At 45.0% G+C, this 25,802-nt stretch carries 20 protein-coding genes; 11 read left to right on the plus strand and 9 right to left on the minus strand.

Annotation, left to right across the window (positions count from 1 at the left end; translation table 11 throughout):
* The first annotated feature begins 16 nt into the window (after positions 1 to 16).
* From L3V27_RS16055 to L3V27_RS16085, 7 genes are all read left to right on the plus strand, one after another.
* Positions 17 to 3,109 (plus strand): tetrathionate reductase subunit A, encoded by a 3,093-nt coding sequence (locus tag L3V27_RS16055; protein ID WP_237312321.1) that lies wholly within the window; start codon positions 17 to 19, stop codon positions 3,107 to 3,109.
* Between the two features lie 164 nt (positions 3,110 to 3,273).
* Entirely contained in the window at positions 3,274 to 3,885 is a 612-nt protein-coding gene (locus L3V27_RS16060; RefSeq protein ID WP_005397098.1) for a c-type cytochrome, read from the plus strand.
* 8 nt (positions 3,886 to 3,893) lie between these two features.
* Positions 3,894 to 4,946 carry a c-type cytochrome gene (locus L3V27_RS16065; RefSeq protein ID WP_237312324.1) on the plus strand — a complete coding sequence of 351 codons (1,053 nt, stop codon included), beginning with the start codon at positions 3,894 to 3,896 and terminating at the stop codon, positions 4,944 to 4,946.
* Positions 4,947 to 5,251: 305 nt separating this feature from the next.
* Positions 5,252 to 6,583, plus strand: coding sequence for a paraquat-inducible protein A (locus L3V27_RS16070; RefSeq protein ID WP_046874435.1), 1,332 nt, complete (start codon positions 5,252 to 5,254; stop codon positions 6,581 to 6,583).
* The gene (gene pqiB / locus L3V27_RS16075) at positions 6,576 to 8,222 is read left to right on the plus strand and encodes an intermembrane transport protein PqiB (protein WP_047010030.1); all 1,647 of its coding nucleotides are present in this window, start codon (positions 6,576 to 6,578) and stop codon (positions 8,220 to 8,222) included. The genes L3V27_RS16070 and pqiB overlap by 8 nt, the downstream gene beginning before the upstream one ends.
* Positions 8,222 to 8,800, plus strand: coding sequence for an ABC-type transport auxiliary lipoprotein family protein (locus tag L3V27_RS16080; RefSeq protein WP_048625750.1), 579 nt, complete (start codon positions 8,222 to 8,224; stop codon positions 8,798 to 8,800). Before pqiB ends, L3V27_RS16080 begins: the two co-directional genes overlap by 1 nt.
* Positions 8,801 to 9,007: 207 nt before the next feature.
* Complete coding sequence (locus L3V27_RS16085; RefSeq protein ID WP_005397103.1) at positions 9,008 to 9,247, plus strand: hypothetical protein; 240 nt, start codon at positions 9,008 to 9,010, stop codon at positions 9,245 to 9,247.
* Between the two features lie 65 nt (positions 9,248 to 9,312).
* Here L3V27_RS16085 and L3V27_RS16090 read toward each other — a convergent pair whose 3' ends face one another.
* From L3V27_RS16090 to sohB, 8 genes are all read right to left on the minus strand, one after another.
* A complete protein-coding gene (locus L3V27_RS16090; protein WP_006742667.1) occupies positions 9,313 to 11,151 on the minus strand; it encodes an extracellular solute-binding protein in 1,839 nt (612 codons plus the stop codon).
* 497 nt (positions 11,152 to 11,648) lie between these two features.
* Positions 11,649 to 12,350 carry an orotidine-5'-phosphate decarboxylase gene (gene pyrF / locus L3V27_RS16095; RefSeq protein WP_145473689.1) on the minus strand — a complete coding sequence of 234 codons (702 nt, stop codon included), beginning with the start codon at positions 12,348 to 12,350 and terminating at the stop codon, positions 11,649 to 11,651.
* Positions 12,351 to 12,433: 83 nt separating this feature from the next.
* Complete coding sequence (lapB, locus tag L3V27_RS16100; RefSeq protein ID WP_005376665.1) at positions 12,434 to 13,609, minus strand: lipopolysaccharide assembly protein LapB; 1,176 nt, start codon at positions 13,607 to 13,609, stop codon at positions 12,434 to 12,436.
* 18 nt (positions 13,610 to 13,627) lie between these two features.
* Entirely contained in the window at positions 13,628 to 13,924 is a 297-nt protein-coding gene (locus tag L3V27_RS16105; protein WP_005397112.1) for a lipopolysaccharide assembly protein LapA domain-containing protein, read from the minus strand.
* A gap of 263 nt (positions 13,925 to 14,187) precedes the next feature.
* Entirely contained in the window at positions 14,188 to 14,469 is a 282-nt protein-coding gene (gene ihfB / locus L3V27_RS16110) for an integration host factor subunit beta (RefSeq protein ID WP_005385816.1), read from the minus strand.
* A 213-nt stretch (positions 14,470 to 14,682) separates the two neighbouring features.
* Positions 14,683 to 16,353 (minus strand): 30S ribosomal protein S1, encoded by a 1,671-nt coding sequence (rpsA, locus tag L3V27_RS16115; protein WP_005385817.1) that lies wholly within the window; start codon positions 16,351 to 16,353, stop codon positions 14,683 to 14,685.
* Positions 16,354 to 16,463: 110 nt separating this feature from the next.
* Positions 16,464 to 17,144, minus strand: coding sequence for a (d)CMP kinase (cmk, locus tag L3V27_RS16120; RefSeq protein WP_005397113.1), 681 nt, complete (start codon positions 17,142 to 17,144; stop codon positions 16,464 to 16,466).
* A 208-nt stretch (positions 17,145 to 17,352) separates the two neighbouring features.
* Positions 17,353 to 18,414 carry a protease SohB gene (sohB, locus tag L3V27_RS16125; RefSeq protein WP_005385819.1) on the minus strand — a complete coding sequence of 354 codons (1,062 nt, stop codon included), beginning with the start codon at positions 18,412 to 18,414 and terminating at the stop codon, positions 17,353 to 17,355.
* A gap of 254 nt (positions 18,415 to 18,668) precedes the next feature.
* Between sohB and L3V27_RS16130 the strand changes: the two genes are divergently transcribed.
* The 4 genes from L3V27_RS16130 to L3V27_RS16145 all read left to right on the plus strand — a co-directional run bounded on the left by L3V27_RS16130 (position 18,669) and on the right by L3V27_RS16145 (position 24,747).
* Complete coding sequence (locus L3V27_RS16130; protein WP_046874431.1) at positions 18,669 to 19,415, plus strand: YciK family oxidoreductase; 747 nt, start codon at positions 18,669 to 18,671, stop codon at positions 19,413 to 19,415.
* A gap of 129 nt (positions 19,416 to 19,544) precedes the next feature.
* A complete protein-coding gene (gene imuA, locus L3V27_RS16135) occupies positions 19,545 to 20,237 on the plus strand; it encodes a translesion DNA synthesis-associated protein ImuA (protein WP_237312326.1) in 693 nt (230 codons plus the stop codon).
* 4 nt (positions 20,238 to 20,241) lie between these two features.
* The gene (locus L3V27_RS16140) at positions 20,242 to 21,645 is read left to right on the plus strand and encodes a DNA polymerase Y family protein (RefSeq protein ID WP_237312328.1); all 1,404 of its coding nucleotides are present in this window, start codon (positions 20,242 to 20,244) and stop codon (positions 21,643 to 21,645) included.
* A 27-nt stretch (positions 21,646 to 21,672) separates the two neighbouring features.
* On the plus strand, positions 21,673 to 24,747 hold the full coding sequence (locus L3V27_RS16145) for an error-prone DNA polymerase (RefSeq protein WP_237312330.1): 3,075 nt from the start codon (positions 21,673 to 21,675) through the stop codon (positions 24,745 to 24,747).
* A 68-nt stretch (positions 24,748 to 24,815) separates the two neighbouring features.
* On the opposite strand, the gene L3V27_RS16150 is transcribed toward L3V27_RS16145, so the two are convergent.
* Positions 24,816 to 25,772: a chemotaxis protein CheV gene (locus L3V27_RS16150; protein ID WP_237312332.1), complete on the minus strand. Its 957-nt coding sequence runs from the start codon at positions 25,770 to 25,772 to the stop codon at positions 24,816 to 24,818.
* Positions 25,773 to 25,802 lie beyond the last annotated feature (30 nt).

Genomic DNA, 25,802 nt, shown 5'->3' on the forward strand with positions numbered 1-25,802 from the left:
CAAAGAGGATTTCATCATGGATAACAAACGCCGTCAGTTTTTGAAATCAGGCATTGCAGTGGGTGGGCTTGGCGCATTCGCTGCAGGTTACGCCACCACCACCAAACACATGGTCGAGGGTGCGATCGAAGGCACAGCAGGAGAAAAAACGCGTGATATTCACAATGGTAATTCTCTTGAACCAGAGTACACGGTCAACAACAAAGGTAACCTGATCCCGAATCCAAATCAGCGCGTTGCGCCATCCATGTGCTTTGGTTGTTGGTCACTGTGCGGATTGCGTGTGCGCATTGACAACCGTAATGACGAGATTTTGCGTATCAGTGGCAACCCATATCACCCACTCTCTCATCAGCAACACATTCCGTTCGAAACGCCAGTCAAAGATGCTTATTTAAGTTTGGCAGGAGAAGCAGGCCTTGAAGGTCGCTCCACCGCCTGTGCAAGAGGAAACGGGATGCTAGAAATTCGCAACAGCCCGTACCGAATCACTCAGCCGCTAAAACGTGTTGGAAAACGCGGCGAAGGAAAATGGATTCCGATCAGCTACGAGCAATTGATAGAAGAAGTCGTTGAAGGTGGTGATTTATTTGGTGAAGGTCATGTTGATGGCTTACGCGACATTCGCGATTTAACAACGCCCGTAGATCCTGAAAACCCAGAATATGGCCCGAAAGCCAATCAACTGTTAATGACCAATGCTGGTAACGAAGGCCGAGACGACATCTTCAAACGCTTCGCGTTCAACAGCTTTGGTACGCGTAACTTTGGGCATCATGGCTCTTATTGTGGCTACGCATTTCGTGCTGGTAGCGGCGCATTTATGAACGATTTAGATAAGAACGCACACTTAAAGCCAGACTTTGATAATGCGGAATACATCATCTTCATCGGTATGTCGCCAGCTCAAGCTGGCAACCCTTTTAAGCGTCAGGCGCGCCAACTCGCCAATGCGCGAACAAAAGGTAGCTTGGAATACACCATCATCACGCCAAGTTTGCCTGCGGGTTCATCGAGCTTGGCTGCCGGTGACAACAACCGCTGGGTACCAATCAAACCGGGCACCGACTCTGCCCTCGTGCTTGGCATGATCCAATGGATCATCGAAAACCAACGCTACAACAAAACCTTCTTGGCGCAGCCGGGGGCGAATGCGATGAAACGTGCAGGCACAGCGCACTGGTGTAATGCTACGCATCTCGTGATAAGCGATGAGCAGCACCCGAGAAACGGCACGTTTTTACGCGCGTCGGATCTGAATCTGCCATTCGAGGGCGAAGCGTTGTCTAACTCCGATCCGTACGTCATCGTGGATGAGCAAAGCGGCGAATTTGGTGTTCATACCCAAGCTGAGGAAGCAGCACTGTTTGTCGATAAAACCGTTTCGCTTGCATCGGGCGAAGTGCGCGTAAAATCGTCTCTACAAAGACTCAAAGAAGAGGCGTTCAAATACAGCCTTGCGTTCTACAGCCAACAATGTGACATCCCTGTTGAGCAAATTGCAGAACTAGCGAAACGCTTCACCAGCTATGGCACAAAAGCGGTGGTCGATACCCACGGTGGCAACATGCACACCAATGGGTTCTATAACTCGTTTACCATCATGATGCTCAATGCGTTGATTGGTAACATAAATATGAAAGGCGGCGCGATGGCAAAAGCGGGAGGTTACCCGACTTCCGCTGCGGGTCCTCGTTACGACTTCACCAAATTTGCAGGCAAGGTCGGACCAAAAGGCGTGTTTCTATCTCGCAGTAAATTCCCATACCACAAAACCAGCGAATACAAACGTCGCGTTGAGGCTGGTGAATCCCCTTACCCAACTCGCGCGCCTTGGTATCCGTTTGCAGCGCCACTGCTGACGGAGCATCTGTCTGCGGCTATTGATGGTTATCCATATCGCGTTAAAGCGTGGATCAACCACATGGCGAACCCGATGTATGGTGTACCCGGTTTGAAAACACTGCTGGAAGACAAGCTTAAAGATCCAAAGCAGCTCGGTTTGATTGTGTCTGTTGATGCATTCATTAACGAAACCACCGCGTTGTCGGATTACATTGTGCCGGACACCGTTACTTACGAAAGCTGGGGCATGGCAACGCCTTGGCACGATGTTCCGGTGAAAACCGTTACCGCTCGTTGGCCGATAGTGGAAGCGCGAACAGAGAAAACCGCCGACGGTCGCTCGATTTGCTTAGAAAACTTTTTGATTGATGTCGCCAAGAAAATGCAGCTGGGCGGTTTTGGTGACAATGCAATTCAAGATGCACAAGGCAACTGGCACGCTCTCCATCGCGCCGAAGATTTCTATTTGCGAGCTGCGGCAAACTTGGCTTATGTGAAAGGCGGCGTGCCTGAAGTTTCGGCAGAAGACATTGCATGGTCAGGCTTAGAGCGTTTAATGCCAGCGATGCAAAGAACGCTAACAGCGGATGAGATGAAACGAGTGGCGTTTATTTTTGCTCGCGGCGGACGCTTTGAAAATGCAACCGAAGCGTATCAAGGTGAGCAAATGAAGCATAAATGGACACGACCAGTTGCGATATGGAATGAACGTGTCGGCAGCGCAAGAAACACCATGACCGGTGATTTCTACACCGGTTGCCCAACATGGCATCCACAAAAGCTGGCCGATGGCACACCAATGGAAGAACAGTTCCCAAGCTCAGAATGGCCTTTCAGCCTGACTAACTTTAAATCCAACATTCACAGTGCGGTGTCCAACCTATCGCCAAGGTTGAACTCGATAAAAGGCGTAAACCCAGTGTACATCCATCCAATCGATGCCGAACGCGCAGGCATTAAAACGGGTGATGAGTTTGTTATCGAGACTCCATCTGCAAGCACCAAAGCACTTGCGATGATAGTCAGCGGAATTCGCCCTGGCACACTCGGATTTGAACATGGGTTTGGTCATACCGAGCTAGGACAACGCTCGCACTGGATCGGCGATAAACAGCAACCAGTAAAAACTCGCAGCCAAGATGGAGTCAACATTAACGACATCGGATTAATTGACCCAACCCGAGAAGGGAAAGGCGTGTTGTTGGATTGGGTGGTAGGAGCCGCGGCTCGCCAATCATTACCAGCCAAAATCCGCAAAGCTTAGTAGACAACCAAACCTGAAGAGCTGTCATTTAGCAGCTCTTCACACCCTCTAAATATGTGGAAATCCACAATACCTTTAGTTATTGACAAAGCCGACAATACAGCATCCAAGTCACTATCACAGTAGACACTTGGAGATATTAATAACAATTAAAGTGAGTCAGCATGTCAAAAATACTACCTGTGGTGACGGCCTGTTTGCTGGCAACCACAATGGGCGCAAGCGCCTCGTCTATTCCTGAAAAAGCCAGCGTGTGCAGCGGTTGTCACGGCCAAGATGGCATGGGTCAACCAAACATTGCGCCTATGATTGCTGGTCTGAACGCGAATTATCTCAACACTCAAATCGAACTCTTCCTTAGTGGCGAACGACAAAACGTAGTCATGCAAGGCATGGCGAAAGAGCTTAGCGATCCTGCCGTTCGTAAAGAAGTCATGGATTACTTTGCTAACCTTCCAAGCTACGAGTTCACTAACCCAGAGCAACGCGGCGACCAAGCCGACATTCGTAACCCGTATCGTAAATTAATCTTCCAAGGTGATTGGGATAGAAACATTCCAGCTTGCGCGACTTGTCATGGAGCCAGCGGAATGGGCGTCGACAAATTCCCTCGCCTCGCAAGCCAACATGCTGATTACTTAAAAACGCAATTGATGGCATGGAAAAACGACACTCGCAGTGGTGACCCGCTCAATATGATGGGTACTATCGCGAAAAATCTCACTGACGAAGAGATTGAAAACCTTTCCTACTACTTTGCCTCATTACGTTACTAGGAGCAGACATGAAACGTTTATATTCTTTGTTCGCATTGCCTCTCATCTCTGCTGCTACTTTGGCCAACGAGCCACTGCCGGATCGTCAAACTGAACTGCCAGCTGTGAAAAAAGAAAATCACGGTGAATATTTGCAGCCTCGCGATCTGAGTAAAATTCCAAACACCGCATTTGGTGAGCAAGTAAAACGTGGTTACTCGCTCTTTGTTAACTCGCAACAGATGCGCGGTAAATACGTTGGCAATGAGCAAAACTGTGTGAACTGCCATATGGAAGCAGGACGAAAAGCCAATGCAGCACCGCTGTGGGCGGCTTACATGGCCTACCCGGCTTATCGCAAGAAAAACGATCGCGTAAACAGCTACGCAGACCGTATTCAAGGTTGCTTCGAATACTCCATGAACGGCAAAGCCCCCGCTTACGACTCACCCGAAATTGTTGCCCTCAGCGCTTACGCTTATTGGTTGGCAATGGGTGGCTTGCTCGACAAACATGGTATGACGGATGAACCCATTCCGGAGCTAGACGCAAAAGCGTTGCAAGTTGGTGGAAAAGCAAAAGACTTCCCGTTGCCCGAAGCCATTGCACAAGCATTACCAATTGAAGAGCGAGGTAATCTCTCTGGACGTGGTTACCCAAAAATCGCCGCCCCTGAGCAAGAACCATCACTAGAGCGAGGGGCATTAGTCTACGAAAAGAACTGCGAAGCTTGCCATCGCGCCGACGGTTCAGGCATAAAAAGCACCGACGGCCATTCATACATTCCTCCGCTTTGGGGCGAATTTGCGTATAACTGGGGCGCAGGTATGCACCGCATTAACACAGCGGCCTATTTTATTTATGAGAACATGCCACTTGGAAAAAGTGTGCAGCTGAATGAGCAAGAAGCTTGGGACGTTGCTGCGTACATCAATAGTCACGAACGCCCACAAGATCCTCGATTTAAAGGCAACGTGGCCGCAAACGCAGAGAGATATCACCAACATCAAGGCTATTACGGAAAAACAATTAATGGAAAGCAAGTCGGATCGAATGCTTTCAAGAGCGGAACCGTCGAGTAAAAAACAACCGTTCATCTTAAATACCAGTGCTCCCACCTCCCTGCTCACGTTCTCTGAGCAGGGTTGTTTTACTCTCCTGAAGCAATTCACTTACCCTCTCCAAACCAGCAACGTTAAGTGGTTTTCGGCTTCCAACATACCAATCTTCGCAGTAAAATAATGCGCCAAACGCGACTTTGTTTATATCTTAGAGCTTCCATATACTATGGTGCCAAAAGTAAGAAACTCGTAAACTCCTGAATCAAAACAAGCGTGTCTAATGAAAAAAGAGTATTCTTAGGACAAATGAATCCAAAACCTACCCGATGAGTATTCAACCTAATTCCCGTCAGTTAATTTCATGCGAAGAGTGCGGCCTTGTTGTTCGTATTCCCGATATCGATCAAGGGCAAAAAGCTCAATGTCCTCGATGCGCGCATTCTCTGACAAAAGTGAATGCTAAACCCTATCAAAGCGTGATCGCCATTTCATCGGCATGTTTGATCATGTTGGTGTTAAGCATCTCTTTTCCTTTTATGTCGTTCAGTGTGCAAGGGCTATCGCAAGAAATCACCTTATTGCATGCAGCCAAAATGCTGGCTGAATTTCAAAATGTACTTTTAGGTGTGTTGCTTCTCGCAACGGTCGTCGTATTGCCTGCTATCTATGTCGGTCTCATTCTCTTTCTTCATCTCGAAGCATTAAAAGCGCGTAAACATACGCCATCCAAAAAACAGCAACGAATGGCGAAAGTTTTATGTCGCCTTCTGTTTCGAGTCGAACCCTGGCTGATGGTCGATGTATTCTTGATTGGCGTATTAGTCAGCTTAATTAAAATCGCTTCTCTGGCAGACATTGGAATGGGGACTTCATTCTGGGCGTTCTGCGTTTATACCGTACTGGTAGTTAAATGTATTTCTATGGTTGACAAAAGCTGGCTCTGGGGACACTTCATTCCAGCCATCGTGCTGCCCGATGTAAATGAGGGCGATACGCACCATAACCACAACCATATTGGTTGCCATACATGTCATCAACTCAACCCAATTGAAGCGAAAAAGCACCAATACTGCATTCGTTGTAAAAGCCCTATTCATAAATACAACCCAGCAGATAATTTACAAAAAGCTTGGGCGCTTTTGTTTGCGTCAGTCATTTTCTATATTCCCGCGAACCTTTATCCAATGATGTATACCGTAAGCCTTGGACATTCAGAAGGCTCGACTATCATGGAAGGGGTAATACTGCTTTGGCATTTAGGTTCTTACCCTATTGCGATGGTAATTTTCTTTGCTAGCGTATTCATTCCAATGGCGAAAATGCTGGCACTCGCGTGGCTGTATTACAATGCGCAAAAAGCGCGATATCTTCCTCCCAAAGAAAGTATTTCACGCTTAAAGATATACCGCTTAACTGAGTTTATTGGTCGTTGGTCCATGATCGATATCTTTGTCGTTGCCATCTTAGTTGCACTGGTTCAGTTGCAAAACTTAATGGCGATTTATCCAGGCCCTGCTGCGCTCTCTTTCGCGGCAGTGGTCATTTTCACTATGCTTTCTGCAATGATATTTGACTCACGTTTGTTGTGGCAGTTGCCACAAAACGAAGTGCAGGAGCCGATTTCTGACAACTTAAACGAGAAAGCCAAATATGAGTGATGAGAACAACGTAACCGCTCAAATAAAACCGCAAAAGCAGATTTCTGCGATCTGGATTGTCCCGATCCTTGCGCTAGCCATGGGAGCGTGGATGCTGTTCCAATACATCAACAGTACAGGCCCACAAATTACTCTCCAACTGCCAACCGCAGATGGGATTGAGGTTGGTAAAACCGAGATCCGAGCATTGAATGTTAAAGTCGGTCTGATTACCGAAGTTACTCTCAGTGAAAACTACGATCACATCATCGCTAAGGCGCAAATGAATAAAGACGCGAAGCGCATGCTGCGAGATGACACCATGTTCTGGGTGGTGAAGCCTCGTATTGGCCGTGATGGTGTTTCAGGTTTAGAGACCTTGCTCTCTGGCGCTTACATCCAACTTCAGCCGGGTAAATCTAAAGTAGAAAAGGAGCACTTTACGGTATTAGATGTGCCACCAGTCGCTTCTCCTGATGCAGAAGGCCTGCGCCTTGTGTTAACGCACCGCGAAGCTGGCAAACTAGGTGTTGGTGACCCGGTTATTTATAAAGGTTTTACCGTTGGTCGTGTAGAGAAAACCAGCTTTGATGTTGATACTCGCAAGGCGCTATATCAACTCTTTATTTTCAAACCTTATGACAGCTTAGTGCGCACTCGTACGAAGTTTTGGCTAAATTCTGGTGTTGATTTACAGCTCAATGCCGAAGGGTTCGAAGTTAAGTTTGGCTCGCTAGAGAGCATGCTAACGGGTGGCGTTACCTTCGATACCGTTCCAGGTCTTGAGTCCGGTGAACAACTCACAGAAGACATGGTTAACTTCCGCTTATACGATGATATTAAGCAGCTGAGAGAAGGCATGTACGATGACTACATTGAGTTCGTCATGTTATTTGATGAATCGGTACGTGGCTTAAAAGCGAATGCGCCTGTTGAGTACCGCGGTCTTCGTATTGGTACCGTAACGAGAGTACCGATGCGTTTACCAACACCAGAAGAAAACTTCTCTGCGAAAAAAATTCCTGTTTTGGTGCGCGTTGAGCTCGGTCGAGTGTACGGAGATTTAGAATCCCAATCTTTATCTATGTTCAAAGAGAAGTTGAAGGAAGAGTTTGCTCGCGGTCTCCGTGGCACCTTAAAGACTGGTAACTTGTTAACTGGCGCGCTTTATATTGATGCAGACTTTTACCCTAATGATGATCAGTACGTTCCAAGTGAATTTGAAGGTTTAGATGTTTTCCCAACCATGCGTGGTGGTTTTGCCCAAGTCCAGCGCCAAGTCAATGACTTCCTAAATAAGATTAATAGCTTACCAATGGAAGAAACGCTTAACTCTCTCAATTCAACGTTAAAAACGTCGGAAAAGACGTTGGCGTCAGCAGAACGTGTCGCGGACAGTATTGATAAACTTTTAAATCAAAAAGAGACGCAAGAGATCCCAACAGATATTCGCCAAAGCTTGCAGCAGCTGCAAAAAACACTCGATGGTTATGGACCAAACTCAACCATGTACAATGAAATGGAAGCCACGCTCAAAGAACTAGAAAGCGTGATGACAGAATTTAAACCCGTACTTAAACAGCTAAACGAAAAGCCAAACTCTCTCGTGTTTGGAGAAGATGAAATCAGTGACCCAATCCCAGTTAAAGGCCAAAACTAATGAAACGAGTATTCTTTTTGTCTATCGCGCTATTTGTCGGTCTAACGGGTTGCAGTAGCACTCCAGAAACTAAAGGAGCTTTGTACCTTCTACCTAAGGCGGAACCAGTGACTCTGAGCTCTTCTGATATCTCACAGCGCCCTACTTTAGTTGTTCGTCCAGTAAAACTGGCAAGTTATTTAAACGACAGTGGTATCGTTTACCGAACCTCTGAGACTCAAGTTATCCAGGCAAGAAACAATCAATGGGCGCATAGTATTTCCGAGCAAATCACTCAGAGAGTCGTCACAGAACTACGCCACAAACAGACTCATTACTGGCCGACTGAAATGAACAACCTGTTGGATCAAAATGGTGAAGCCAAACTACAGCTTACGTTAAATAAATTTAATGGTAGCTACAAAGGCAATATCGAAATTGAGGGGGAATGGTTACTCATTAATGCTGAAGGTAAGGTAGAAAAGAGTGCACCAATACAAATCTCTCAGCCTCTACAGGACGAAGGCTATGGAGCACTTGTCGACGCACTATCCGTCGGGTTGGAAGAACTGACTTCGGACATTGCCAAAAAAATCTAAGATCGATGTTAATTACAGGGAAGCAAGTTGCTTCCCTTTTTTGTGCTGCAAGAAGTTTTCCGATCGAAATAGATGTAGATAATCAAGCGAGACAAATTGATCTTAGTCAGACTGCAATCCGTTCTTTGGTGCTACTCTACGGCAAAATATAAAGCCCCATTCTATGACCTTATGTAGAGGTCTTGTTGATAAGGTTCTTGAGTAGCAATGTCGATTAACATTTCCGATTTAACCACCGCCCTAAATAAGGTGGAGCATATTCATAAAGTTCAGCTTGAAAATGTGCATCAGTTCTTTAAAGCAAACGAAGCTTTCTCGGTAAAAACGTTCAGCCAACTTATATCTAGTGACTCACTTGATGAGCGATTTAAAACCATCGACAAGGCCTTCTCTTTGCTTGGTGATGTGAAAACCTACCTTTTAGAAGCGTCTTACTTAGTTAAGTAAAAATAAAAAAGCCCCTGTAACTTAATTACCGGGGCTTTCATTTGTATCGCCGCTAAGTTGTGGAGTTACAACTTGTAGCGATCATCAATAACCGTTGTCTCTGGGAAGGTTTTACCCTCGTCCATCGCTTCCTCAGTCTCTTCTTTTACTTTGGTATCGATCCAGAAATTACCAATATCCATTGGATGAAGCACCCATTCTGTCGCTTTTGTCATGCCATCTTTAGGAATTTTAACCCAGCGCCAATGTGCAACTCGAGAATAAGGCACCATGTATCCAGGAACGATGATATTCGCTTTGCTGACATAGTTTTGGATTTGATGCGATAAATCGTAACGCTTCTCCTGATCAAACTCAGAGTCATAAGCTTCAATCAACTTGTCCAACTCAGGGCTGCTGTAGTTGGTATGAGCATTCGTTTGTGGTCGATTAGCATTATCAGAGTGCAGGTATTCCCAATACGCAGGAATCTCACCAGAACCCATATTCAAGAACGCTAACTGATGCTTTTTCTCAAGAATGTATTTAAACGCAGATGAACCATCAACCAAGTTTAACGTGAACTCAAGACCAGCAAGTTTCGCTTGCTCTTTCAAGTACGCAATACGCGGTGTCCAAGAGTTGTATCCATAGGTGATAGCAAAGCTCAAGCGTTGGCCCTTGTCGTTGACACGGATACCGTCTGCGCCAACTTTGTCAAAGCCCGCTTTTTCGAAATGTTTAACCGCCGCATCGGCATCAAACTTAGGCGGTGTATTATTAGGATCATCGTATTCGCCATGACCAAAGCCGAGTCCATGTGGTTTACGTGAATAATCTCCACGCATGATATTTTCAATCATGCCATCATAGTCAGTGGCTGCCATAACGCCTTTACGCACTTCTAGGTTATCCAACATCGGCATCGCGGTGTTCATCCAAAGGCCACCAGCGCCTTGTGGTGCTTCGTTAAAGCCCCAGTACTTTTGGATATAGCCTTTTTTGTACACATCACTATCGGTTTTGTCATGCCAGAAGCTTGGTAGCACCATCTCAAAGTAGTCCAAGTTGCCTTTCTCAAAGTGCTTCATGGCAATATCAGGATCGCGAATCACCTTAATGCGGACTTTTTCTACGTTGTAACGGTTTTTATAGTAGCGGTTGTTATACCCCCACCAATCTTCGCCCACGTGTTTGAATGTCACGCTCTTACCTTTCTTCACTTTATCAATGTAGTAAGGCGCCGCAGTTGGCTCAGATTTAAAGTTGAACTTTCTGACGAAGTTATCAGGCATGCCATCGTTATTTGCGTCCTTTTCTCCTTCAAAGAAGTGTTCCGGACGAGGCTGAAAACCATTACTCGGCATGTTAATCATAACCATGAGCGAGTCATGACTTTGAGCTACAGCAAGATTGACTTTGATGGTGTAGTCGTCAATTTTTTCAACACCAACAACGCTGTTCGTGAAAAAGTCGTTGTACCACGGGTCGATAATGTCTTTTGACGTGTAGTACTTCATCATAAAGACGTAATCATCTGCCGTAATTTTTTCACCATCTGACCACTCGGCCGTTTCATCAAGCTTAAAGAATACGGTTTTGTTGTCCTCTCCAAATGCCCATGACTTAGCAAGTTGGGGGATCCATTTACCAGTATTTGGATGACGCTGAGCAAGCTTTGGTGAACCATCCATTAAATATTGGCGCAAGCCGGAGTTCGCATCTGGACCAACACTTCGTAATGTCTGAGGAAAGCTCTGAATGTAAGTACGATAAGTACCACCTCGTACCGCTTCTTCAGAGGCGAACAGAGGTTCATTGTTATTTGAAATCCATTCTATATCAGCAGGTAGCTCTGCCGCACTCAGTTGAAAACTGGCAGCGGTCAGTGTTGCAAGTACTGAAAATGGCAGTTTTTTAGTCATGTTTCTTCCTTGTTGTGTTTGCGATTAAGGTCGTAGCAAGGAAGACGGAGTGTGAAAGCTGCAAATAGAAAATACGCAGATAGGAAATAATAGGAGCGTAATATGAAGTGACTTCCTGCCAGCTTCTATATTAATTTCAAAGAGTTTCACTAGGTCATCCTAGACCTTACAACGCAGTGAATGCATCCTCGCCATAGTATTCTTTAGGCTTTTGTAACGCAAGTCATCAATAATACATGGTCGCATTTTCTATGCATCACAGTGAGTTATGTTACAAAAGTGTGATCGATACAGTACCAAGCCCTACTTTTCTCATAATAAACCGTAGAACCTTTATCCGAATAAGCTCCCCCCTACACCAATTAAAGCAAGCAAGTAAGCGAGCAGATATAACTGGTTAAAATGAGCAGTTACTTACTACGGTTGGTATTTTTATTAGATACAAAAAAGGTGAGGCATCACAGCCTCACCTTTCTTTATACAATACAAGACTGTGCTTACATACTAGACAAGCTATCATTGATCGATTTCAACACTGCAGCAGGATCCACAGCTTGAGTAATTGGACGCCCAATAACAAGATAGTCAGAGCCTGACTGAATAGCCTCTACTGGTGTCATGATACGGCGCTGGTCACCTTGCTCAGAGCCAGCAGGTCGGATTCCTGGTGTAACTAACTTAAAGTCTTGACCAAGTTCGCTCTTAAGCAATGAAGACTCTTGAGCTGAACATACGACACCATCTAAACCAGCGTTTTTGGTCAATGTCGCCAGACGAATAACTTGATCCTGAGGCGCAACGTTCAAACCAATACCCGCTAAATCACTTTGTTCCATACTGGTTAGTACCGTTACTCCAATCAGAAGTGGGCGATCTTTACCGTATGGCTCAAGAATTTCACGTGATGCCGTCATCATGCGCTCACCACCGCTCGCATGCACATTCACCATCCAAACCCCTAATTCTGCGGCTGCGCGGACCGCCTTAGAACACGTATTTGGAATATCGTGAAATTTCAAATCCAGGAAGACTGAAAAACCACGTTTGTGGAGTTCACGTACGAAATCAGGACCAAATAGCGTAAACATTTCCTTGCCAACTTTTAGGCGACATGACGCAGGATCAATTCTATCTACAAACGCAAGTGCGTCTGCTTGGTTATCATAATCCAGTGCGACAATAACTTTTTGGTCGATCATTTCATCTCCTAACTATTTTGGTTCTTATTAAATAAAAAGTTAAAAAAATGCAGCGGACAGAAATTCTGCCAGCTGCATTAAAATTATTCACCATCCAATCCGCGGATTGGCTTGATCGTCCCCCACCCTTTACAGGACGGGCAGTGCCAATAAAGGGAATGAGTAGAAAACCCACACTTCCGGCATCGGTAGTGTGGTTTCACTTTTAACTGTTCACCCACCATCGCTTGTAGCGTCGATAGACTGTCCTTCGCGCGACCGTCTTCTGCTTCAGCAATATGGTAGTCAATTAATCGATAAAAGCCCTTCATGGTTGGATTTTTCAGCAGCTGTTTGGTCAGCAGCTCTTGTGCAGCCCCTACGTTCTCGTGGTGAGCAACCAACTGAGCCAACATTAACTCGGCTGATACGCCTGCTTTCTTATCAATACAAGCTCGCAGAAACTCTACAAGTTCATCTTCCTGGCCCAAATGATGGTAGCACTCTGCAATGGTTGGTAAGACATCGCTGATAAAGTCTTTGTCTTGCTCAAGCACACCCGTTAGGTATTTTATCGTGTGTTTATAATCTTCAGACTCTAGATAAATTCGTCCCAAAGCAATACTCGCTCGAACACACTTTGGGTCTTCTGCTAGGGCTTTTTTAAAGTGCTGTATTGCCTTATTAGTATTACCATCGGCTTGGTCGAGCATTGCAATTTCACACCAAAAATGAGCAATATTCGCACGCATTCTGGAGCGTTTATTACCCAACTTAGCCAATTGATTGGCGTAATAAATTGCTTTTTCCCATTCACGTGTTTGTTGGTAAATGGTTACCAATTGCTGAAGGGCCGCTTCTTTGTAATCTGGCTCTTCGACTAACTGTTCGAAGATTTTCTCTGCACGATCGAGAAAACCAGAGACCATGTAATCTTTCGCCAACTGTTGAAGTGCAAGATTCTTTTGATCCAGTGTTAAGCCAGAGCGAGAAATGAGATTTTGGTGAATTCGGATTGCACGGTCGACTTCGCCACGAGACCGGAATAGGTTACCCAACGCAAGGTGAGTATCGATGGTCTCGTTATCAACTTGGAGCAATTCAATAAAGTGATCGACAGCCTTATCTGATTGGTCAGAGAGCAGCAGATTAAGACCCGTCATATACTGACGAGAGATTTGATGAGATTGCTTCTGCTTGTCTTGCTGAGCGCTGCGATGCCCCATATACCAGCCATACGCAGCAGCTATAGGCAACAACAAGAAGAGTAGTTCAAGCATTAAAGTTAAGCCTTATCCTTATGCCTGTTTTTCGATGGCTGGCTTATCAGCAGGTTTGTTTGCATCTGTAGGTTCGTACTTTTTCAGTTTTTTCTTTAAACGACGAACTTGTAGCTGAGTTTTCAACTGGATACTACCAAAGATAACCCACGCTAAAGCAAAGCCAACCACAAATACCACACCTAATAGTGTAGATAAGTGGAACTCTCCTTTGGCTAGAAGATAGTTAAAAGTCACGAGCTCTTGGTTTTGGGAACCTAACGCCAATGCAATTAAAAAGAGAGCTAAAACAGCAACGATTTTTATAATTTTCATTTACATCACCCTTCTAGGAGTAAGTCGGTAAGATTATGCAGGAAAATGCTTCTTCAGACTACGTATATTAGCAATAATCTATACCCAAGTAACCTCAAGATGCTTAGTTTGTAGACACGCCTAGAAGTTAAAGTTACTTGGGTGTAGAAAGCTGCAAAGAAAACAGCCAGAATCAACTGCTCGCTTCGTAAACTGCTTGGATACATTACAAAAAAGCGGCATACACAAACGTATGCCGCTTTTTTCAAACTAATAAGAGTGCGTTAGCCAATATTTACACGCTCACGAAGCTCTTTACCAGGTTTGAAATGTGGAACGTATTTACCTTCCAATTCCACTTTATCGCCCGTTTTAGGGTTACGACCTACGCGAGGCTCGCGGTAATGAAGAGAAAAACTACCAAAGCCACGGATCTCGATACGGTCACCGCTCTCTAGCGTAGAGGCCATGTGCTCTAAAATATCTTTTACAGCATCCTCTACCTCTTTCGCTGATAAGTGTGTTTGCTCAGCGCAGAGTCTTTCAATCAGTTCAGACTTAGTCATAGTTGCCCTCTTTGAGTATCTTTATCACTTATTATAGTAAGTAATACTAATTCCAACAAACACTTGCTGACAATTCTAGACAAATTTTATGCAAAATGCGCAATGAAGAAATGCCTTTTATTAAGATAGTTTACCGTCATTAGTATTACTACTTTAATATGCTCAAATATAAAAAAGGAGCCTTGCGGCTCCTTTTTTGCTTAAGCGAGTATATTATTCGCCTTTAGCAGCTTTGAAAGCGTCAGCCATTGCGTTACCGAATGCATTGTCATCTTGCTTGTTGATAGATGCCATTGCTTCTTGCTCGTCAGCTTCGTCTTTAGCTTTGATAGATAGGTTGATTACGCGGTTCTTACGGTCTACACCTGTGAACTTCGCTTCAACAACATCACCAGCGCTTAGGATTAGAGAAGCATCTTCTACGCGATCGCGAGATACTTCAGAAGCACGGATGTAACCTTCAACGCCTTCTGCGATTTCAACAGTAGCGCCTTTAGCGTCAACAGCAGTTACAGTAGCGTTAACTAGAACACCTTTCTTGTTGTCAGCAACGTAAGCATTGAATGGGTCGTTTTCCATTTGCTTGATGCCTAGAGAGATGCGCTCACGCTCAGCGTCTACTGCTAGAACAACTGCAGAGATCTCGTCGCCTTTCTTGTACTCACGTACAGCTTCTTCGCCAGCAACATTCCAAGAAATGTCAGATAGGTGAACTAGACCGTCGATGCCGCCTTCTAGACCGATGAAGATACCGAAGTCAGTGATAGACTTGATCTTACCAGTAACTTTGTCGCCTTTAGCTTGTGCTTCAGCGAATGACTGCCATGGGTTAGCTTTACACTGTTTCAGACCTAGAGAGATACGACGACGTTCTTCGTCGATTTCAAGAACCATAACCTCAACTTCGTCGCCAACATTAACAACTTTAGAAGGGTGGATGTTCTTGTTAGTCCAATCCATTTCTGAAACGTGAACTAGACCTTCAACGCCTTCTTCGATTTCAACGAAGCAGCCGTAGTCAGTTAGGTTAGTTACGCGACCAGTTAGTTTGTGACCTTCTGGGTAACGCTTAGCGATTGCTACCCATGGATCTTCGCCTAGTTGCTTAAGACCTAGTGATACGCGAGTACGCTCACGGTCGAACTTAAGAACTTTAACTTGGATCTCGTCACCAACGTTAACGATTTCAGATGGGTGCTTAACGCGCTTCCAAGCCATATCAGTGATATGTAGAAGACCGTCAACGCCACCTAGGTCAACGAACGCACCGTAGTCAGTAAGGTTCTTAACGATACCTTTAACTTCAGAACCTTCTTGTAGAGTTTCTAGAAGCTCGTCACGCTCAACGCTGTTTTCAGATTCGATAACAGCACGACGTGAAACAACTACGTTGTTACGTTTTTGGTCAAGTTTGATAACTTTGAACTCTAGCTCTTTGTTTTCTAGGTGAGCAGTGTCGCGGATTGGACGTACGTCTACTAGAGAGCCAGGAAGGAAAGCACGGATACCGTTTAGTTCAACAGTGAAACCGCCTTTAACTTTACCGTTGATGATACCAACAACAGTTTCAGCTTCTTCGTAAGCTTTCTCAAGTACGATCCAAGCTTCGTGACGCTTAGCTTTCTCACGAGAAAGTTGAGTTTCACCGAAACCATCTTCAACAGCGTCTAGAGCTACGTCTACTTCAGCGCCAACTTCAACTTCAAGTTCGCCAGCAGCGTTCTTGAACTGTTCAGCAGGGATAGCAGATTCAGACTTAAGACCAGCGTCAACAAGAACGAAACCGTTCTCGATAGCTACTACAGTACCTTTAACGATGCTGCCTTGTTGGAATTCTGTTTCGTTTAGAAACTCTTCAAAGAGTTGAGCAAAAGATTCAGTCATTTAGTTAATCTTCAATAAATTAAACGTCCACGGGTATCCTACCGCATGGGGTTATTAAATTCGCCAGTCATCATCCTTGCGACCAACGCTCTTAGTCTAGCCGAGTATCATTACTCAGCTAGCTTCGATTCGATATATTGTAGTGCCTTTTCTACTACTTCGTCGATAGTCATCGACGTAGAATCTAGCACAAGCGCATCCTCAGCAGGGCGTAGTGGCGCCACTGGGCGGTTACGATCTCGGTCGTCACGCTCTTGGATCTCGCTTAAAAGGTCAGCAAATTTAACATCTAACCCTTTCTCTTGCAACTGTTTAAGGCGTCGATTTGCACGCTCTTCTGCGCTCGCATCAAGGAAGATTTTCGCTTGTGCACTTGGGAATACAATTGTGCCCATATCACGACCATCAGCCACTAGGCCCGGAGCGGCTTCAAATGCACGCTGACGACGTAATAATGCTTCACGAACACGTGGCAGAGCCGCAACTTTAGATGCTGCCATACCCGTTTCTTCTTTGCGAAGCTCCCCTGACACATCTTCGCCTTCTAGAACGACCTTAACTAAGTCGCCCTCTGCGATAAATTGAACGTCTAGGTGTGTTGCCAGTGGGACAAGTGCGTCTTCTGACTCTGTGTCGACACCGTGGTGAATCGCAGCGAGTGCAAGTACACGATAAATTGCGCCAGAATCTAAGAGTTGGAAACCCAACTTTTTCGCCAGCAACATACATAAAGTGCCTTTACCTGCACCACTAGGTCCATCTACGGTTACAACCGGAGTTTGAGAGGACATGTTCTTCTCCACCTATAGTTTCTTTTCAGCAATTTGCTCGGTTTTCGAGGCGCGCATTATACGGGTAATCGCCTTTTGGAGCGAGGAAAAATGTCGTGTAAAGCATTACACCTAATGCGCAATTGGATTCATCAATAAACATAAGGTTCAACAAAAACGGCGAGAGCTTCCACCCTCGCCGTTTTAAATGTCATGATCTTAGGTTCGATTAAACAATCGGTTTTTGGCCACGCTCAGCTAACTTTAAGATCACACTATCAGCAACTTTGCCCGCGACACCTGCTAGCTTGTCTGCCAGTTTTTTCTTCTGCACATAATGCACAGAAAGTACGGTTTTATCTTTGCATGCCGCAACAACGATATCATCAGATGTACTAATATCATCCACCAAACCAAGCTCTTTCGCTTGTGTACCGAACCAGTGCTCACCTGTGGCTACTTTGTCTAGGTCCAAACTAGGACGACGCTCGCGAATGAAGTCTTTAAACAAGACATGTGTTTCTTCAAGCTCTTGCTTAAACTTATCGCGCGCTTTATCGGTATTCTCACCAAACATCGTTAGCGTGCGTTTATATTCACCCGCGGTTAGTTGTTCGTACTCAATGTCATGTTTCTTCAACAGTTTGTTGAAGTTAGGAATTTGCGCGATAACGCCAATAGAGCCCACAATTGCAAACGGTGCAGAAACAATCTTATCTGCGACACATGCCATCATGTAACCGCCACTTGCCGCAACTTTGTCAACAGAGATGGTCAGAGGAAGACCCGCAGCTTTGATTCGGTCCAGTTGAGAAGAGGCAAGGCCGTAGCCATGAACCATACCACCGCCAGATTCTAAACGAAGTAATACTTCATCACCTTCACGTGCGACAGCCAAAATAGCAGTGATCTCTTCACGTAGAGACGCGACTTCTTTTGCATCTATGCTACCGTTAAAATCAAGAACAAATAGGTGTGGTTCACGCTTGCTATCTAATGAACCGTCTTTGCTCGCTTGTTTGATTTCTTTCTCGCGAGATTTGTTTTTCTCTTTCTCTTCTTTCTTGACCGCTTTATCTCGAGCTTTGATGAAAGCATCGTCGTGCAAATGATGTTCTAACTGCTCAACAGATTGTTTGTGTTGCTCTGAAAGGTTGGTAATCTCTAACTCCCCTTTCGCCGCACCCGATTTGCCACCAGCCGATTTTGCAATAATGAGCAGAACAATTATCGCAGCAACCACCGTGATAATTTTGGCCAGAAACAGACCATAATCTAATAAAAATTCCAACGAGAGCTCCTTTATCTCATTTCAGATGACGTTAGTATGTTACGCAGAAACATCAGCGAGAAGGCAGCGCGGTTTGTAACCACTTGTTCTGATTGATAGCATACCTAACGAAAGTTCTGGAATTGGTATAACACATGAATTGGTGTATTGTAACCATCTTGTCACGATTACCAAGATTTTCCATTGAGAAACAGGCGTTTTTTAGCGTCAATTAACTATCATGGACCCTCTTACAATAATAAGGATTTATCGCCGTGAACTACTCCGTTTCAGCTGATGCTCTAAAAGGTAAAGTCATTCTTGTTACTGGCGCTGGTAATGGCATCGGCCGTCAAGCCGCGCTTTCTTATGCCGAGCACGGTGCAACTGTTATTCTTTTGGGTAGAAATGTGCAAAACCTTGAATCTATCTATGATGAGATTGAAGCAGCTGGCTACCCACAAGCTGCTATCATTCCTCTGGATCTCAAGGGCGCAACTAAGCAAAATTACATTGATATGGCAGAGACAATCGAAGGACAGTTTGGTCGTTTGGATGGCCTATTACACAACGCTGGTGTCTTGAGTTCGCTGTGTCCATTTGATCAAATCAAAGAGGAAGATTTCGACGATATCATGCAGATCAACGTGAAAGCAGAAGTGTTAATGACTCAAGCACTACTGCCTGTGATGCGTAAATCAGAAGCTGGGCGTATTATCTTTACCTCTTCGACCGTCGGCCACTCTGGTCGCGCGTTCTGGGGGCCATACGCTATCTCTAAGTTTGCCGTAGAAGGCATGATGCAAGTTTTGGCTGACGAGCTGAGTGATACGCCGATCCGTGTTAACGCAATTAACCCTGGAGCAACTCGTACTCGCATGCGTGAAAAAGCATACCCGGGTGAAGATGCAAATACTCTCAAAACGCCATTGGATATCATGCCGCTATATTTGCACTTAATGGATCCAGCGGTTACCGATGTGAATGGTCAGTGCATCGACGCTCAACCGAAGCGTAAATAACGAATTCAGGTTACCTCACATAATCGATTAAAAAGGCAGCAAACGCTGCCTTTTTTCATTTCTCTCTTCATAAAAATCTTGCGACTTTCTGCCATAGAAATATACTGTACATATATACAGGTATTTATTATGCACGATATTATTCAGCACTTAAAAAGCCAGCACCTTGTTTGGCAAGCAAATTTAACGAAAACAGATCCTCAGCAGTTGCGGACTAGTTCCGGGTTTTCTGAATTAGATGATTTGCTCGGCGGAGGCTTTCCACCTCATGGCGTAGTGGAGATGGAATCTATTGGTAGTATTGGTGAATTGCGTTTGCTCGCTCCTTATTTAAAAGCCACTCAGACCAATGGTGTGACTGCATTTATTCAACCTCCCGCGTTAGTGAATTCTCTGTTCTTACACTACATCGGTTTGGATATAAACCAAGTGTGGGTCGTTAATCCAACTCACCCAAAAGATGCTCTTTGGGCTGCAGAGCAATGTCTGAAAAGTGGGGTATGCCGTAATGTTTTGTTATGGCAAGAAGAGCTTGAAATACATCAAGTGAAACGCTTACAGGTAGCGAGTGAACAAGGTACTTGCCCTCTTTTTATGCTTAAAACAGAGACTATCAACCGCTTGTCTTTGCCTGTGTCACTCAGTTTAAAACTGAAAGGTGACGAGCAAGGGATTAATGTTGAAGTACTAAAAAGGAAAGGAGGCTGGAATAGAGGTAGTGTTAGTATCGGCTTCCAACACCATTACCCGCAACTGGTGAAACCATCATCTGAAACTCTGCACTCGACTGTGGTCAATTTCCCATTGGTGAACCAAGGTTAGTGATATGGCTTTATGGATTTACTTGCACTTCCCTCGCCTACAGCTAGACGCACTCTTTGGTGATAACCAAGAACAACCCGTGGTGATTATCGAAAGCCAACGTTGCCAGATTCTTCAATACAACGAGATTGCCGAACAACAAGGCATTAAGCCTGGCATGGGCCTAGGCAGTGCTGCGTCCTTGTGTCGAGATTTACAAGTGCATCCTTATCATCCGCACACCGAATTGAGCAAGTTACAAGAAATTGCTCAGTGGTTGTATTTGATCACATCTGACATTGTGTTGATGCCAAACCAAGGTATTTTACTGCGTACTACTCCAATGCTCTCTCTGTATGAAGGGCTTGAAAACTATTGGAATAAAGTCAGAGCTCACTTATCGGAGCTGAAACTGAGTTTTCAATTCGGATGTGGTTTTTCGCCTTTTGCTGCCAAATTGATGGCATTATCAGGAGCGAACGTCATCAGTGAAGACAAATCTGCCATACAAAAAGCCTTATCACCACTACCGTTAACACTGACAGATTTATCAAGCGCTACCGTAGAGAAGTTACAACGTGTAGGCGTCACCACATTGCAAAACCTGCTTGAACTGCCGTTGCAAGACATCGCACGACGCTTTGATATCGATTTGGTGAACTACGTTGGTCGACTGACTGGGCAATTCAAGCATCCTGTCGACTTTTATCACCCGACCGAATCCTTCCAAGTTTATTTAGAGCTGTTATTTGAGCTCGAAAACGTCCAGTGGATTGAAAAGCCGCTGGCCAAGTTACTTCGTCAACTCGAAACCTTTCTTAAATTAAGAGATAAGGTCGCTTTTGAGCTGTGTTTAACACTCCACCAGCGTGAGAAACAAGAGCAACACCTTCAACTCACTTCTGCGCAAGGTGATTACCTATGTCAGCGTTGGCAGCAGTTAGCGAGTTTAAGCTTAGAGTCACTCTCGCTCAATGGCCCAGTCACAGGGCTAACGTTAAAAGTCGTCCGTCAAGGTGAGCCTCTTAGTGCATCACGCGATCTCTTTGCTGGGCAAAAAGGGAACATGAATGCTTTAGAACTGCTCTCTTTACTGCAAGCTAAATTGGGTAAAAGTGCCGTGTTAAAACCCAACATCGCTTGCGATCCTAGACCAGAAAAGGCCAGTCAGTATCGCCCTGCTGATGCTCCAGATGAAAAGGAGCACGCCATACCATCCATACTACGCCCCGCAATGCAATTGCCCACTCCCATTGCATTGCAAGAGCAAGTCTCTTTGGTCCACGGACCTGAGCGAATCGTTTCTGGATGGTGGGATGGTGATGAGATCATGCGTGATTACTACATTGCACACACCAAGCAAGGCCGCTGGTTATGGATATTTCGCGATCAGCACAAGCACTGGTTTCTTCATGGCTATTTTTGTTAAATCGACAGTTATTTTTGTTGGATCATTATGAGTTACGCGGAACTATTTTGTCAGTCTAACTTCTCTTTTTTGACTGGGGCTTCTCATGCAGAAGAACTGGTACTCCAAGCTGCTTTCTATCGCTATCAAGCTCTAGCCATAACTGATGAATGTTCAGTCGCGGGCGTTGTCAAAGCTCATGCGACCATCGAACAACATAAACTCGATATCAAACAAATCGTTGGAAGTATGTTTTGGTTAAATGATGAATGCCAAATCGTACTGCTTTGCCCTTGTCGCAAGGCTTATGCCGAGTTGTGTCGTATCATCACAAACGCAAGAAGACGAAGTGAAAAAGGCAACTATCAACTGTTCGAATGGGATTTGATGTCGATTCGACATTGCTTGGTATTGTGGCTGCCCACACATCAAGAGAGTGACCACTATTGGGGACGCTGGCTCAATCAACACCACGCTAATCGTTTGTGGGTAGCGATTCAGCGCCATTTGAGTAACAACGATACTGAGTACATTGCGCACTGCGAGCAGTTAGCACATGAATTTCAATTACCTATAACTGCCTGCGGAGGCGTTCTCATGCATGATGTTGAACGCTTGCCATTACAGCATGTACTTACCGCTATAAAGCATGGGTGTAGCGTCGATAAACTCGGTTTTGATCGTATTTCGAATACAGAACGAGCGCTTCGTCCTTTTAAAAAACTGGTTCGGATTTACAAACCAGAATGGCTGGAAGAAAGTACTTACATCGCCGATTTATGCGAGTTTAAGCTCTCCGATTTAAAATACGAATATCCTACCGAGCTGATCCCAGATGGTTATACACCCGACTCTTACTTACGTATGTTAGTCGAGCGTGGCAAAAAGCTGCGTTTTCCTGAAGGCGTGCCAGCAGAAGTCAATCAAACCATCGAGAATGAACTTGCGCTTATTCAAGAGCTGAAATACCACTACTACTTCCTTACCATCCACGACATCGTAATGTTCGCGAAACAACAAAGCATTCTTTACCAAGGTCGAGGTTCCGCCGCAAACTCTGTGGTGTGCTATTGCCTAGAAATTACCGCCGTCGACCCTCGACAAATCGCAGTCTTATTCGAACGATTTATCAGTAAAGAACGTAAAGAACCGCCGGATATTGATGTGGACTTTGAACACGAACGCCGTGAAGAGGTTATCCAATATATTTACAAAAAATATGGCCGTGAGCGTGCAGCGCTTGCTGCAACAGTGATCAGCTATCGCTTTAAAAGTGCCGTGCGTGAAGTCGGTAAAGCGCTAGGGATTGAAGAGACCCAATTAGATTTTTTCATTAAGAACGTTAATCGCCGAGATCGCAGCCAAGGCTGGCAAGCTCAAATTATTGAACTTGGCTTACAACCAGAATCTCTCAAAGGGCAGCAGTTTATCCAATTGGTCAACGAGATAATTGGCTTCCCACGCCACTTATCTCAGCACGTGGGTGGCTTTGTAATTTCATCTGGCCCTTTATATGAGTTGGTACCTGTTGAAAATGCCTCGATGGAAGATCGCACTATCATTCAATGGGACAAAGACGATTTAGAAAACTTGAAGCTATTAAAAGTCGATGTGCTCGCACTCGGCATGTTAAACGCCATCAGAAAGTGCTTTCAACTGGTCGAGAAACACCACCAGCGATCCCTCTCTATTTCTGAGATCACTCGCCGACAAGATGATCCACACGTGTACCGCATGATCCAAAAAGCCGACACGATAGGCGTATTCCAAATTGAATCTCGTGCACAAATGAGCATGCTCCCTCGCTTAAAGCCCGCTTGTTATTACGATTTAGTGATTCAAATTGCGATTGTTCGTCCAGGCCCTATTCAGGGTGATATGGTGCATCCTTTTTTAAAACGACGTGATCACAAAGAGCCTGTCAGTTATCCATCGGAAGAAGTAAAAAGCGTTCTTGAGCGGACTATGGGCGTCCCAATTTTCCAAGAGCAAGTCATCAAGTTAGCCATGGTAGCAGCTGGGTTTAGCGGCGGCGAGGCCGATCAACTCCGTCGAGCAATGGCATCATGGAAAAAGAATGGCGATCTCGCTAAATTCAGGCCAAAACTGATCAATGGTATGCAAGAGAGAGGTTATGAATTAGCGTTTGCTGAGCGCATTTTCGATCAAATTTGCGGCTTTGGTGAGTATGGCTTCCCTGAAAGCCATTCAGCGTCTTTCGCAGTGCTGGCATATTGTTCTGCGTGGTTAAAATATTATTACCCAGCAGAATTTTACACTGCACTGTTGAACAGCCAACCAATGGGGTTTTATAGCCCATCGCAATTAGTACAAGATGCCCGCCGACATGGCGTCGAAGTATTGCCGGTGTGCGTCAATCACTCAAAATATCAGCATCATCTCGTCTCACGTCCGAATGGCAGGCTCGGCGTGCAACTTGGTTTTCGCTTGGTGAAAGGCTTTAACGCAGAAAGTGCGCAAAGGCTTATTGAGCGCAAACCACTTAATGGTTACCGCTCGATTCAAGAAGTAAAGCAGATATTAAGAAGCCGAAGTGACATTGAATTATTAGCTTCAGCTAATGCATTTCAGGTCCTATCGGGGAATCGTTATAACGCACGCTGGGCAGCAATGGATTCCTTATCTGACCTACCATTGTTTCACAAGGTCAAAGAACCCGGTGTTAGCTACCAAACTCAGCCCTCTGAATATGAAAATTTAATTGAGGATTACGCGAGCACAGGACTGTCTCTTAGCCGCCACCCGATTAAATTATTAGAAGAAACGGGCAAACTCCCTCATTTTACCCGCATGAGGCAATTAGCAGAGAAACCGCATAGGTCATTGGTCACAGTGGTAGGCGTGGTAACGGGAAGACAATCTCCAGGCACCGCCGCTGGCGTGACATTTTTTACGTTAGAAGATGACACAGGCAACATTAATGTGGTCGTTTGGCAAGCGACAGCACGAGCCCAAAAGCAAGCGTATTTAGGCGCTAAAGTATTAATGGTGAAAGGCATTCTTGAAAGAGAGGGAGAAGTCACGCACGTTATTGCTGGCAAGTTGATTGATTGCACGCACTATTTGAATAATTTACAAAGTAAATCTCGCGACTTTCATTAGTACAGAGATATTAATAAGCGAGGCGTTAAAAATCAGAGAGAGCTGCTCTCCCTCTGATTTCACTATATCTAATCATGCACTTTTGAAAGCATCTGGCGTAATCGGTCTTGAGCAACTTCAACCAACAGATCTGGTTGGAATTTAGAGATAAAACGATCACAGCCTACTTTTTGTACCATGGCTTCATTAAAGCTGCCGCTCAGAGAGGTGTTCAACGTAATAAACAACTTAGACATACGTGGATCTTGGCGCACTTCATGAGTCAGTTTATAACCGTCCATTTCAGGCATTTCAGCATCCGTAATCATCATCAACAGCTCTTTTTCTACGTCTTTCCCTTCATCACACCAGCGCTTTAAAACTGTTAGCGCTTCTAGTCCGTCACGACACTCGATGATATTCATACCTAATTGAGAAAGCGTATCGCGAACTTGATTACGAGCTGTAGAGGAATCATCCACAATCAGAACATTACGCCCGACCATTGCTTGGGCCAGTTCTTGATCGAGAATGTCCTCCGAAATAGTCACGTCGTAATGCACGATCTCTGCTAAAACTTTTTCAACGTCAATAATTTCGACAATTTGAGAGGCATCCCCCTCTTTGATTTGCGTGATAGCTGTGAGGTAATTCGAGCGACCAGACGTGGAAGGAGGCGGCTGAATTTCAGTCCATGCCGTATTAATAATATTCTTGACCGGACCGACTAAGAAGCCCTGTACCGTGCGGTTGTACTCCGTCACGATCAAATTTTCTTCTTCCGCTTCACCACGCAAAGCTGGGAAACCTATCGCGCCACGCAAATCAATCACTGGCACTGCTTCACCTCGTAAAGAAGCGACCCCACGAATGTTGTAGTGTGAGCCAGGGAGCTTGGTTAACGGTGGCAGCTTGATGACCTCTTTCACTTTGAACACATTAATCGCAAACAATTGGCGACTATTTAAAGTGAACAGCAGAAGCTCTAGTCGGTTTTCACCAACCAAGTTCGTACGCTGGTCAACCGTATTTAACACTCCGGACATACTACTACCTAATTTATGGATAATTCTTAT

The sequence above is a fragment of the Vibrio sp. J2-3(2022) genome (assembly GCF_021725735.1).
Classification (GTDB): domain Bacteria; phylum Pseudomonadota; class Gammaproteobacteria; order Enterobacterales; family Vibrionaceae; genus Vibrio; species Vibrio diabolicus.

Bases quoted from the DNA above. Each gene is read 5' to 3' on its own strand.
- imuA (WP_237312326.1), top strand. From the start codon at position 19,545: ATGCACGATATTATTCAGCACTTAAAAAGCCAGCACCTTGTTTGGCAA.
- cmk (WP_005397113.1), bottom strand. From the start codon at position 17,144: ATGTCCTCTCAAACTCCGGTTGTAACCGTAGATGGACCTAGTGGTGCA.
- L3V27_RS16070 (WP_046874435.1), top strand. From the start codon at position 5,252: ATGAGTATTCAACCTAATTCCCGTCAGTTAATTTCATGCGAAGAGTGC.
- L3V27_RS16065 (WP_237312324.1), top strand. From the start codon at position 3,894: ATGAAACGTTTATATTCTTTGTTCGCATTGCCTCTCATCTCTGCTGCT.
- L3V27_RS16060 (WP_005397098.1), top strand. From the start codon at position 3,274: ATGTCAAAAATACTACCTGTGGTGACGGCCTGTTTGCTGGCAACCACA.
- L3V27_RS16145 (WP_237312330.1), top strand. From the start codon at position 21,673: ATGAGTTACGCGGAACTATTTTGTCAGTCTAACTTCTCTTTTTTGACT.
- L3V27_RS16090 (WP_006742667.1), bottom strand. From the start codon at position 11,151: ATGACTAAAAAACTGCCATTTTCAGTACTTGCAACACTGACCGCTGCC.
- rpsA (WP_005385817.1), bottom strand. From the start codon at position 16,353: ATGACTGAATCTTTTGCTCAACTCTTTGAAGAGTTTCTAAACGAAACA.
- L3V27_RS16140 (WP_237312328.1), top strand. From the start codon at position 20,242: ATGGCTTTATGGATTTACTTGCACTTCCCTCGCCTACAGCTAGACGCA.
- pyrF (WP_145473689.1), bottom strand. From the start codon at position 12,350: ATGATCGACCAAAAAGTTATTGTCGCACTGGATTATGATAACCAAGCA.
- pqiB (WP_047010030.1), top strand. From the start codon at position 6,576: ATGAGTGATGAGAACAACGTAACCGCTCAAATAAAACCGCAAAAGCAG.
- L3V27_RS16080 (WP_048625750.1), top strand. From the start codon at position 8,222: ATGAAACGAGTATTCTTTTTGTCTATCGCGCTATTTGTCGGTCTAACG.
- lapB (WP_005376665.1), bottom strand. From the start codon at position 13,609: ATGCTTGAACTACTCTTCTTGTTGTTGCCTATAGCTGCTGCGTATGGC.
- L3V27_RS16105 (WP_005397112.1), bottom strand. From the start codon at position 13,924: ATGAAAATTATAAAAATCGTTGCTGTTTTAGCTCTCTTTTTAATTGCA.
- L3V27_RS16150 (WP_237312332.1), bottom strand. From the start codon at position 25,772: ATGTCCGGAGTGTTAAATACGGTTGACCAGCGTACGAACTTGGTTGGT.
- L3V27_RS16055 (WP_237312321.1), top strand. From the start codon at position 17: ATGGATAACAAACGCCGTCAGTTTTTGAAATCAGGCATTGCAGTGGGT.
- ihfB (WP_005385816.1), bottom strand. From the start codon at position 14,469: ATGACTAAGTCTGAACTGATTGAAAGACTCTGCGCTGAGCAAACACAC.
- L3V27_RS16085 (WP_005397103.1), top strand. From the start codon at position 9,008: ATGTCGATTAACATTTCCGATTTAACCACCGCCCTAAATAAGGTGGAG.